This window comes from Exiguobacterium sp. E4787, from assembly GCF_018618375.1.
GTDB lineage: Bacteria > Bacillota > Bacilli > Exiguobacteriales > Exiguobacteriaceae > Exiguobacterium > Exiguobacterium chiriqhucha.
Map to the genome: position 1 here is coordinate 152686 of NZ_JACSLY010000008.1, position 10740 is coordinate 163425.

A 10740-nucleotide genomic window follows, 5' to 3' on the forward strand; every position below is an offset into this window, starting at 1 on the left:
CTTTCCTCTTTCTGTTCCCACTCCGGACCGGACTGACACATATGAGCTTGTTTTTTTCGCGAATTTCAAAGTTAATTTTGTTCACAATTATCCAATTCCTAAGATGGAAACGCTACCACCAAAAAAAGTCGTGTCAGATGGATGAAATGGCTTTACAGAACCGTTCGAATGGTTAACTATAGAGGAAATATAGAACAGAGAGAAAGAGGTACACCATATGGTCATTATTCAAGGTATCGCACTTTTACTGTTGATTCTTACCTTATTCACATTATTCAGCTACAAAGCCCCGTTCGGGATGAAAGCGATGGGCGCCCTTGCCGGCGCCGCCATCGCCAGTTTCCTGGTCGAGGCATTCAACGCCTACGCCATCGGCGGTCTGCTCCCGCTTCCTTTATATGAAGAAGTCGGACAAGCAGCCGGTTCATTATCAGGTCCGGCCGCTGCCGCGCTCGTATCAATCGCCCTCGGTATCAATCCGGTCTACGCGCTCATGCTCGGACTATCGGTCGCCGGATTCGGGATTCTTCCCGGCTTCTTCGCCGGCTATATCCTCGCGCTCGCCGGTCGTAAATTGGACCGGCACCTGCCGGCCGGTGTCGACATGATCTTTTACGTCATCATCATGGCTCCGCTCGCCCGCCTCGTCGCGACAGGCGTCGATCCGCTCGTCACGAACACGCTGACACAAATCGGTGCGGTCATCGAACTTGCTGCGACACAGAACCCGGTCGTGATGGGACTTGTCCTTGGTGGCATCGTCACGGTCGTCTCGACGTCGCCACTTAGTTCGATGGCTCTCACAGCCATGCTCGGTTTGACAGGTGTGCCGATGGCCATCGCCGCCCTTGCGTTGACGGCGTCGATCTCGATGAACTTCTTGCTGTTCAAGCGGTTGAACATCGGGACGAAGAAAGACCAACTATCAGTCGCCATCGAACCGCTCACGCAAGCCGACCTCATCTCGGCGAACCCGATTCCCATCTACAGCGTCAACTTTGTCGGCGGTGCGATTGCCGGACTCATCGTCGCCATGACCGGTATGGTGAACGATGCCCCAGGTTCCGCTGCCGGGATTCCGGGATTGCTCGTCATGTACGGATTCAACGATTGGCAGACCGTGACCGTGACGGCGCTCATCTTGTTCGGTGTCGGGATCGTGGCCGGACTCGTCGGTAGTAAGCTGTTCAAAAACTTCCCAATCACCCGCCAAACCGAAAAAATGGCCGCTTCCGACGAAGAGGCCGCTTAATACAAAAGGTTCTCACTCCATCTCGAGTGAGAACCTTTTTGTTATCGTTCCGCTTGCACTTCGGCGACCGTCTCTGCGACCGGTGTCCGATAGAGCGGAAAGAAATCAGATGGTCCGTGGCGGAGCAGATGATCTTGATTCAACCGGTGATAGACCACCTCGTCGAGCACGGCTTGACCGATGTAATACGTGAGCGGCTCGTCACTCGAGAAACTCTGCTTGAAATGAAAGAGCGCATCTTCCCCGGTCGCACCGCCACCGAGATGAAGGTACACCTTGTCCTTCTCGACCGCACGACGAATCATCTCCCGGAACAAGAAGTGGTTCGGCCGGAGCGCCAAATAGTCTGCTTCCGACCCGCCAAGATGATAGTGGGCCCCGTCATCTCCGAATAACATGAACACGCCCGCCACGATGATGCCGTCATGGACGGCAAACAATAATTCCGTCTCACACGTATCGCTGTTCCATAGGTCCTCGAAGTATCGATCCGGGAAATAATAGGCGTCATTCGCAGCACGCCGGTCCATTGTGGCCCGATACAGTCGAATGAACTCATACAATTCATGCGCCTGACCACGAGCGACCGTCACCTGTTCACGGACGGCCCGCTTCACGTTCCGTTTCGTCATCTTGCTGAAACGTTGCTCAAGCTGTTCGAACGAATCATCAAGTCGGACGTGGACCGTCTGCCGAATAGGGATGGCTTGCCCGAATACTTGCATCAAGTCCGGGTCGACGCGACATGGATGATAACGAATCGTCTCGGTGACGGTCGCTTGATTTTCAGCGCGTTGCAGAAAGAGTCGGCGTGCCTCCTTGACGTCCTCGTTCGTGAAGTTACCTTCACGGAACGGGCCGCCATAACCGTACGCCGTCACGAGGTCGTCATGGCGATGCGCGATCAGACGACGGATGTACGGGTACAGTAAAATCCCGTCATCCTTGGCCGCGATATACAACTCAGGCTGCTCGCCGGGTTCACAGTTGGCCAACACGTAGTCGTAATGGTCATACGAATCACAGTTGACCTCCCGTAACCAGTTCTCCCACTCCCAACGGTGTTTCACGATTTGATTGAACATCATTCGTTCCCCTCTTCCTAAAATTCGTCATTGGTTCGAAGCGTGACAGGACAGTCTGAAGTCGTTTCCTATGTCCTGTTCCCATTCACCGCTGACTATTTGAAAGAGACGGATAGCTTTTTGTTGTTAACAAACATGAAGCGAGTTTGTTCATTCACAATAAAATCATCATGATTTCTTTTGAATTATGGAAAAAGACGACTGTGCCGAGCACGACAGGTCGTCTCACAAGATTAAGCTTTGAAGTCGAGGATACGTTGGGACCGGGACGACTCACGGGCAGTCTCGATGATCCGTGTCGTCAAGAGCGCGTCACGAAGCGGGACGAACGGGCGCCGCGTCGTATAACTATCCGCGAGCGCTTGATAGAACGTCACGTAACCGCCTGGGTCGATGTCGATCGTAGATTTAGAATCCGTGACGACCGTTCCGGTCTCACGGTCGGGGCATCTGACTTCCCCGTTCCGGAGACACGCCTCTTGCGGATCGAGCCCGAATTTGAGAAAGCTGCCTTCCGTCCCGTGCATTTCGAATCGCGGCGCCTCGATGGCGATGAACGGGTTCGAGCGAAGATAGACCCGTTTCTCTCCATAGTGCAACGTCACATGGAACCCATCATCGGACTGGCCCCCGTCACGTTGAACCATGACATCGGCCGATACTTTGTCCGGCTTCCCGAACAAGACGAGTGCTTGGTCGATCAAGTGGCTGCCGAGGTCAAATAGAATGCCCGCGCCCGGCCCAGCGTTCTCGCGCCAACGGTCACGGACAGTCGGACGGAACCGGTCGAACCGTGACTCGACGACTTTCCAATCACCGAGACGATGTTCTTCGAGCAATCGTTTGACAGTCAAGAAGTCTCCGTCCATTCGGCGGTTATGGAAGACGTTAACGATTCCCGCACTTGCCTGTTCGAGCGCAATCAATGCCTCGCCTTCCTCCGTCGTCACGAACGCCGGCTTTTCGACGAGTACGTCTTTCCCTGCTATCAGGCACCGTTCGACCATGTCTTTATGTAAATCGGATGGCGTCGTGATGACGAACAACGAGGCCTCTGTTGCAAGTGCATCGTCTAGCGTCGCATAAACCATTACGTCGCCGAGGACGGCTCGTACGTCTTCCGGGCGTGATGAGACGACACCGGCAATATGGAAGTCATCAAGTTCCTGTAAAAATGGTACATGGAATGTCGTCGCGGAAAAACCGAAACCGACAAGTATTGTGTTGATCATCTTGTTTCCTCCCATCAATTCGCTTCTCAGTATATCAAAAAAAGGGGTTGGTTGACCCCTTATGCACTGACACTCTCATCCATATTGTATTCGAACGTGTTGTATCCGTCCCGTGAGTCCACGAAAACGAAGCCAAACCGTGGATAATAACTATTCAAGAACGCATTGTCGGCCACACAGTCGAGTCGAATCGGTTCATGTGTGTCGGCCTCACGCAAGACGTGCTCCATCAGTTGTTGACCGACGCCTTGGCCTTTTAACCGTTCGCTGACGACGATTCGATGGATGTATTGACCGCGTTCGCCATCTTCCCATAAATTGTGATCCCAGTCATCTGCCGGAAGTAAGGCGATCGAGGCCAATACCGATTCGTCTTGCTCGTACACGTAAACGTGTCCCGAGGTGATGTCCGTCTGCACCCGATCCATGAGGTCCTGCTCCAAATATTCCGTCCATTGGTCGCTACCTTGTTGTTTTAGCGCTACGGCTCGTTGTTCGATTAGGTCCGCGATGTGCTTGGCATCGCGTTTCGTCGCGAGTCGAATCATAACGTCCTCCTTTGTATTGCAGTATTTGAAATACAAATATAACGGACTGTTTCGACTCGTTTCAACCATCTTGCTCACATCACGTGAACGGGACGACCTCGCCTCCGTTCAACTGGTAACTATACGTCATTGTCACGTTCAGACTGTGCGATACGGAACAGTAGCGATCAACCGACAACTCGATGGCACGACGGACCCGCTCTTCAGGCATGTCCCCATCGAGGACGTATAAGATGTGAATCGCCGTGAACTTCTTCGGATGTTCCGTCGCCCGGACACCGTCGATGTTCATCTCGAACCGCTCGAGCGGTAAGCGCATCTTATGCAAAATCGAGACGATATCGATGCCTGTACAGGCCGCCGTCGCCTGCAGGAGCATCTCGGTCGGCCGTGGACCGGTGTTGAGACCACCGACTTCCTCCCCGGCGTCGAGCGTCACATCATGCCCCGACGGCGTCGTCGTCTGGAACGCCATCCCTTGTTTCCAATTCACTTGTAAATGCATCTCTGTCTCCTCCTTATGTTTCGATAGCTTACTATTCCCTTGAATGAGGTATTATTAATCTATGCAGTGAAATTGTCGTTTAGGGAGTTGGTCGCATGGATTGGTCGGTCATTATTAGTTGGGGACTGTATATCGTCCTCGGATTGAATTTATTGTTCGCATTAGCCGTCATATTCGCGGAGCGCCGTGACGTCGGGGCGACGTGGGCATGGCTGCTCGTTTTATTTTTCTTACCAATCCTAGGGTTCATCGTCTACATGTTTCTCGGACGTCAGTTGAAGAAAGATAACTTCTTCAACTTGAGCGTCGAAGAGCGCTCGTTCCACGCCCTTCAAGTCGACAGTCAAATCGAGCAGATTCGCCGGAAAGAGACGATGATTGCTCAACCGTTATTCGAGAAGTACGAGCAACTGCTCGAGATGAACTTGCGCTCTTCGAAATCGCTCATTAGCGTCCACAACAAATCTGCCATCATGCACGACGGGGAACAGAAGTTTAAAGCGCTCATGGACGATATTCGGAGCGCCGAGACGGAAATCAATATCCAGTACTACATCATTCAGCGGGATGCGCTCGGGAAGGCGCTCATCCATGAACTGATTGAACGGGCCAAGGCCGGTGTCAAAGTGCGGCTCCTCTATGACGCGGTCGGTTCGCGCAGCCTCCGCAACTCCGACTTCAAAGAATTGATTGCCCATAACGGCGAGGTCCGTGTCTTCTTCCCGCCGACACTTGGCCTCATCAACTTTAAATTGAATAATCGGAACCACCGGAAAGTTGTCATCATCGACGGCAAAATCGGTTACGTCGGCGGGTTCAACGTCGGGACTGAATACCTCGGCCTCGTCGAGAAGTTTGGTTACTGGCGCGATACACACCTCCGTGTTGAGGGGGATGTCGTCTATCACCTGCAACACCGGTTCATTCTCGATTGGAACTATTCCGGCAGCAAGCATCACGACCCGGAGAACTCGTTCTGTTTCGCGCGCCACGATATCAAGGATATGTCGCCAATGCAGATCGTGACGAGCGGTCCGAACTCCGACACGGAACATTTGAAAAACATGATGATTAAAATGATTATGTCGGCGAAGGAGCGCGTCATTATTCAGACGCCTTACTTCATCCCGGATGCGAGTTTCATGGACGCCTGTAAGATGGCACTCCTGTCCGGCGTCAAGATGGACATCATGATTCCCGGCAAACCCGACCACCCGTTCGTCATGTGGGCGTCACTATCGTTTCTCGGTGAACTGCTTGACTATGGGGCGAACGTGTATATGTACGGACAAGGTTTCCTGCACGCCAAGACGCTCGTCGTCGATGATGAGATTTCAACCGTCGGGACGACGAACTTGGACGCCCGCAGCTTCCGCTTGAACTTCGAAGTGAACGCCGTCATTTATGACGAGCGAGTCGCGCTCGAACTTGCCTCATTGTTCGAGTCAGACGTCGCCGTCAGCCGGAAGTACACTGTCGACGATTACGCAGCCCGGAAATGGACCGTCCGGATGCGCGAAGGCGTGTCACGATTGCTCAGTCCAATCTTATAATCTCTATTCTTTTGAGTCGCCCTATCGTGTCGGATTAGCCATCGACATGATGGGGCGATTTTGATGTGGTTGAGCTGAAAGATCACCTCACAACAAGCTGTGACGATTTCTCGTCATATTCTAAATTTTGTTAGCTTTTTAAAGATTACTCGCTAGTTCTTTCCCGAATTAGGGTATAAAGTATCAGTACTAACGTCCTACACTACCGCTACGGCTAGGAAAGGAGGAAGTATGCGTTCACGCATATGTCATGCAATGGCAGATCATGAACCCATTCACCAAGACCGAGACACCACGAAACCCGATCCTTCCTCATGGGACCAGCTTCCGATTGGCTTGTTCGCCTTCAACCTGCACGGCCAAATCGTCAGCTATAACGAAGCATTCATTGATTTGCTTGGCCTGATACCGAGCTCGAACTTATCGTTTGAACGATGCTCGTCCTCCTCGTTCGATTTGGCGGCTGCCATCCGCAACGTCTTGAACGGGGAGACGATTCGCATGGCGGGCTGGTACAAGGCACCGGAGCGGCAGCCACGCTTCATCCGGACGACGATGTCCCCGAGCTTCTCAGCCGAAGGACAACTCGATGGCGGTGTCGGTATTTTAGAGGATGCGACCGAACAACGGCGCTACGAAGAGCGGATGGAGCACTTATCGTCACTCGACCCGTTGACGGAGCTCTATAACCGAAAGAAAGTCGGTGACGTCTTATCGACGACGGCTCAAGAGACGGTCGATACCCGGGCACCCGCCGCCGTCATCATGCTCGATATCGATTATTTCAAACTCGTCAACGACACGTTTGGCCACCCGACCGGTGACCTCGTCTTGCGATCGATCGCCCAACTGCTCAGGCGCAACATTCGCAAGTCGGACTCAATCGGCCGCTGGGGCGGTGAAGAGTTTCTAATCGTCGCCCCGCAGTCGACGCTCGCCGATGGTGTCCAGCTCGCCGATAAGCTCCGTCAAAAGATTAATGCCGAACCGTTCGGCCCCGTTCCACGCGTCACCTGCTCGTTCGGTGTCAGTTCGCTCGAGGGCGGAAAGACGGTCGAACAGGCGCTACAAGACGCGGACGAGGCACTTTACGTCGCCAAGAACCGTGGTCGTAACCAGGTGTCGAGTAAGCGATAGTTCTTAAAAGGATGCGCCCGTGCATCCTTTTTTATATGGACATCCGATTCCGTCAAGATGGCTAGCCTTTACAACCTTGAGAAAATTGATTATAGTTATTACAGACTCATTATATCTATAATTAAAGGAGTGTTTATCATGCATGAGCAAGTCACTAAAAAAGCGGCCCGACTTGACTCATTTCAACGGATGCCGGCAGAAAAAGTATTAAGTTACTTGTCTTTGGCACCTGATGACCACGTTCTCGATTTAGGCGCAGGGACCGGTTATTTGAGTCTCCCACTCGCTCCTTTGGTCACACGGGTGTTTGCAGCCGATCACGATCAAAGCATTCTCGATTACCTCGAGACGAAAGCGCTAAAGCTCGGTCATGAGAATGTATCTCCCCTTCTAGCAGATTTTCGAAAGCTACCTTTGGCTAATGGCACGATTGACAAGACCGTCGCCTCGATTTCGCTCCACGAGGTGTCTCCGCTGCACGACGCCCTCACGGAAATTTACCGGACTTTAAAACCTGGCTTACGCTTCTTATGTCTCGAATTGGAGAAACAGGCTACGGCACGAGGACCCCGCGTCACTGCCAACGAGATGGAGCAATCGATGCGGGCGAGCGGATTCAATATCCTTGAAATCGTTCACCCCGATTCGACGATTGCGAATCAACCAGTCTATATCATTATTGCCAAAAAGGAGGCATGATCCATGCAATTCTCTAAAAGTACGGACTACGCCCTTCATGCGTTGGCTTATTTGGCACACCTCAATTCGTCCGAACCGACCGGGATCAAACAGCTGGCTGATGTGTTGAACGTATCGGAAACCTATCTGTCAAAAATCATGACCAACTTGCGTAAAGATGGACTCGTCAATGCGATTCCTGGCGCAAAAGGAGGATATGAACTGGCACGCGAGGCATCCCGTATTTCGTTTCTCGATGTCATTCTCGCGTTGGAGGGCCGTCAACACCTGTTCGAATGCTCGAACACGACGTCCAAACAACACAACATGCTCGTCCAGGAAACACCTGCCTCGGAATGCAGAATCAAGCGCGTCATGGATAGCGCTGAAACACAATTCTATGACTATCTTTCCAACCAGAGCATTCAATCGGTCATCAGTCAGTAAAGCATATTTGTAACAACAAAAAGGGATGATAATCTGCCTAGAACAGATCATCATCCCTTTTTTTATTATACGTTGAAGCGTGATACGAGCTCCTGCAATTCTTCGGCCATATCCGCAAGTGACTTCGCGGATTGAGCGATTTCTTCCATCGAACCGAGTTGGTCCTCCGTCGTCGCCGCCACTTGCTTCGAGGCGACCGAGTTCTCGTCGGCGATATGGGCGATTTGTGTCGCTGCGGCCGAGACCTCTTCGACGTTGGCGGCAATCTCTTCGACCGTCGCCGTCACGTCTTCGATGCGCGGCGTCATCGCCTGCGTCTGGGTCATAATCGTTCGGAATCGCTTGGCCGTGTTTTCCGTCGTCTCGAGCCCGGCTTTCGTATGGGCCGACACTTCTTTCATCAACTGGACCGAACGCTCCGTCTCTTGTTTGATATTGTCAATCAACTCAGAAATCTGTTTCGTCGACTGTTGCGATTGTTCGGCGAGCTTCCGCACTTCGCTCGCGACGACGGCGAAGCCTTTCCCGTTCTCACCGGCCCGTGCCGCTTCAATCGCAGCGTTCAAAGCGAGCAAGTTCGTCTGGGTCGCGATGCCGTTGATGACGTCGACGATATTGCCAATCTCGTTCGAACGTTCGGCGAGCGAGTGAATGACTTTCCCGAACGTCTCGACCGATGAGTCAATCGCTTGCATCTGGGCCACGTTTTCAGTGACGGCAGTCGTCCCGTTCTCAGCCTCGAGCGCCGTCTCGCGGGACAGCTCGGACACGTCGGTCGAGCTTTCTGCGATACGCATGATGCCACCGGTGATAGCTTGGAGCGAGACAGCGTTATCGTCGAGTTGACGTTTCGAGTCGTCCGCTCCGGCGGCCATCTGTTGGACCGCTCCGGCGATTTGTTCCGAGGCAGCCGTGTTCTGCGCCGAGTTCGCCATCAGTTCCTGTGACGAGGCGGCGACTTGTCCGATTGATTGATCGAGATTTTGGATGATGGCACGCAAGGAACGCGTCATCTCGTTGAAGCTCGCGGCGACACGACCGACTTCGTCATTCGACTCGACGACGATATCTTCGGTCAAATCGCCGGCTTGAATCCGTTCAGCCCCGACCGTCAAACGGTTCAATGGTCGCAAAATCGAGCGTAAGATGACATAGAGCAGTCCCGCTGCCAAGACGAGCATCAATCCGATGACCCCAACGGTCGTCCAAAGAATTCCGGACGTCTCATCCGTGATTTCCTCATCATGTAACGTCCCGGCAATCTTCCAACCAGTCAACTCGTTCGTCATGAAATCCATCTGCTTGCCTTTATTTTCGAACTCATAGGCAAAGCGGCCCGCATCTTCTGCATAGAGCGGTTCGATCCATTCGCCTTCCCCTTTCTCCCCGACCGCCATTGTCGGATGGGTGACGAACTGTTGCAACGCATCAAGAATCGTCACGTAGCCTTCTTTCCCGATTTGAATGCTCGCCGCGACGGCTGCGATATCGTCGACGTCGACGTCCACCGCGATCACCCCGCGACCATCTGTCCCTGTCTGCGACAGCGTGATCATCATCTTGTTCGAGGCTGCATCGACATATGGGTCCGTCACGACGACGTTCCCACCGGCCGCTTCTGCCGCCTCATACCACGGTCGTGTCCGTGGGTCGTAATCATCCGGTAACTCTTGCGCCGGATAAATCGTCATCTCGCCTTCAGTCGAGGCGTAGTAAATATTCGTCACGTTCGGATGCGTCTCCAAATACTCGAGAAACTTCTCTTCCAAGTCAAGATTCTCCGTCCCCGACTCGTAGAGGGACGAATCAATCCGTCCGGCAAAGAAAGCGACATCGCGTTGAATCGGTTCAATCAGGTTGGTGATCTCATCATTCATCCGCTCCACTCCCGCGTGGGCCGATTGCATGATTTGTTCGGTGATTTTCTGTTTCGCCTGATTGTAGGCGACAAAGCCAATCAATAAAGAAGGAATCAATAATAACACCAACGACATCGTAATCAGTTTTTGTTTAATGGTAATCGTACGGTCGTGCTTTCGTCTCATAAAACATCTCCCATTCTCGAGAAAACTCGTTATGTTAACCTCTGTATCGGACAAATGGAGAAGGATGTTGACACCCTAGACAAAAAAACATCACCTTTTTATATTTTTCGTTATTGAAACCCTTTTTATATGACGGTTTGTCAAATTAAGCGCAACACTTCCTCGGTGAAGGCCTCGTGTGCGGTTTTCCAGTCCAGGCACTTTCTCGGTCGCCCGTTGATCTTGGCTAGCGCATCCGCGAGTTCACCGTCACCGACC

At 52.6% G+C, this 10740-nt stretch carries 10 protein-coding genes and 1 pseudogene; 5 read left to right on the plus strand and 6 right to left on the minus strand.

Features of this window, described 5'->3' with window-relative positions; all coding sequences use genetic code 11:
* Window positions 1-217 precede the first annotated feature (217 nt).
* On the plus strand, window positions 218-1252 hold the full coding sequence (locus KNP80_RS10705; RefSeq protein WP_214834736.1) for a PTS sugar transporter subunit IIC: 1035 nt from the start codon (window positions 218-220) through the stop codon (window positions 1250-1252).
* A 41-nt stretch (window positions 1253-1293) separates the two neighbouring features.
* Here the strand turns inward: KNP80_RS10705 and KNP80_RS10710 are convergent, their stop codons facing one another.
* The 4 genes from KNP80_RS10710 to KNP80_RS10725 all read right to left on the minus strand — a co-directional run bounded on the left by KNP80_RS10710 (window position 1294) and on the right by KNP80_RS10725 (window position 4622).
* Window positions 1294-2337 carry a lipid II:glycine glycyltransferase FemX gene (locus KNP80_RS10710; protein ID WP_214834737.1) on the minus strand — a complete coding sequence of 348 codons (1044 nt, stop codon included), beginning with the start codon at window positions 2335-2337 and terminating at the stop codon, window positions 1294-1296.
* A gap of 233 nt (window positions 2338-2570) precedes the next feature.
* Window positions 2571-3569, minus strand: coding sequence for a Gfo/Idh/MocA family oxidoreductase (locus tag KNP80_RS10715; RefSeq protein WP_214834738.1), 999 nt, complete (start codon window positions 3567-3569; stop codon window positions 2571-2573).
* A 59-nt stretch (window positions 3570-3628) separates the two neighbouring features.
* A complete protein-coding gene (locus KNP80_RS10720) occupies window positions 3629-4117 on the minus strand; it encodes a GNAT family N-acetyltransferase (RefSeq protein ID WP_214713666.1) in 489 nt (162 codons plus the stop codon).
* A 79-nt stretch (window positions 4118-4196) separates the two neighbouring features.
* Complete coding sequence (locus tag KNP80_RS10725; RefSeq protein WP_214834739.1) at window positions 4197-4622, minus strand: OsmC family protein; 426 nt, start codon at window positions 4620-4622, stop codon at window positions 4197-4199.
* A gap of 95 nt (window positions 4623-4717) precedes the next feature.
* On the opposite strand from KNP80_RS10725, the gene cls reads away from it, so the two are divergent.
* The 4 genes from cls (at window position 4718) to KNP80_RS10745 (ending at window position 8437) form a co-directional block, all read left to right on the plus strand.
* On the plus strand, window positions 4718-6175 hold the full coding sequence (gene cls, locus KNP80_RS10730; protein ID WP_214834740.1) for a cardiolipin synthase: 1458 nt from the start codon (window positions 4718-4720) through the stop codon (window positions 6173-6175).
* Window positions 6176-6430: 255 nt separating this feature from the next.
* Window positions 6431-7312 (plus strand): GGDEF domain-containing protein, encoded by an 882-nt coding sequence (locus KNP80_RS10735; protein WP_214834741.1) that lies wholly within the window; start codon window positions 6431-6433, stop codon window positions 7310-7312.
* 138 nt (window positions 7313-7450) lie between these two features.
* Complete coding sequence (locus tag KNP80_RS10740) at window positions 7451-8011, plus strand: class I SAM-dependent methyltransferase (protein ID WP_214834742.1); 561 nt, start codon at window positions 7451-7453, stop codon at window positions 8009-8011.
* A gap of 3 nt (window positions 8012-8014) precedes the next feature.
* A complete protein-coding gene (locus KNP80_RS10745; protein WP_214834743.1) occupies window positions 8015-8437 on the plus strand; it encodes an RrF2 family transcriptional regulator in 423 nt (140 codons plus the stop codon).
* 65 nt (window positions 8438-8502) lie between these two features.
* Here KNP80_RS10745 and KNP80_RS10750 read toward each other — a convergent pair whose 3' ends face one another.
* The gene (locus KNP80_RS10750) at window positions 8503-10482 is read right to left on the minus strand and encodes a methyl-accepting chemotaxis protein (protein WP_214834744.1); all 1980 of its coding nucleotides are present in this window, start codon (window positions 10480-10482) and stop codon (window positions 8503-8505) included.
* A gap of 140 nt (window positions 10483-10622) precedes the next feature.
* A pseudogene (locus KNP80_RS16000) lies at window positions 10623-10740 on the minus strand (IS30 family transposase); the annotation flags it as partial.

What these genes read in the sequence shown, in the direction of transcription:
- KNP80_RS10745 (WP_214834743.1), top strand. Translation starts at nt 8,015, where the DNA reads ATGCAATTCTCTAAAAGTACGGACTACGCCCTTCATGCGTTGGCTTAT.
- KNP80_RS10725 (WP_214834739.1), bottom strand. Translation starts at nt 4,622, where the DNA reads ATGCATTTACAAGTGAATTGGAAACAAGGGATGGCGTTCCAGACGACG.
- KNP80_RS10715 (WP_214834738.1), bottom strand. Translation starts at nt 3,569, where the DNA reads ATGATCAACACAATACTTGTCGGTTTCGGTTTTTCCGCGACGACATTC.
- KNP80_RS10740 (WP_214834742.1), top strand. Translation starts at nt 7,451, where the DNA reads ATGCATGAGCAAGTCACTAAAAAAGCGGCCCGACTTGACTCATTTCAA.
- cls (WP_214834740.1), top strand. Translation starts at nt 4,718, where the DNA reads ATGGATTGGTCGGTCATTATTAGTTGGGGACTGTATATCGTCCTCGGA.
- KNP80_RS10720 (WP_214713666.1), bottom strand. Translation starts at nt 4,117, where the DNA reads ATGATTCGACTCGCGACGAAACGCGATGCCAAGCACATCGCGGACCTA.
- KNP80_RS10710 (WP_214834737.1), bottom strand. Translation starts at nt 2,337, where the DNA reads ATGTTCAATCAAATCGTGAAACACCGTTGGGAGTGGGAGAACTGGTTA.
- KNP80_RS10735 (WP_214834741.1), top strand. Translation starts at nt 6,431, where the DNA reads ATGGCAGATCATGAACCCATTCACCAAGACCGAGACACCACGAAACCC.
- KNP80_RS10705 (WP_214834736.1), top strand. Translation starts at nt 218, where the DNA reads ATGGTCATTATTCAAGGTATCGCACTTTTACTGTTGATTCTTACCTTA.
- KNP80_RS10750 (WP_214834744.1), bottom strand. Translation starts at nt 10,482, where the DNA reads ATGAGACGAAAGCACGACCGTACGATTACCATTAAACAAAAACTGATT.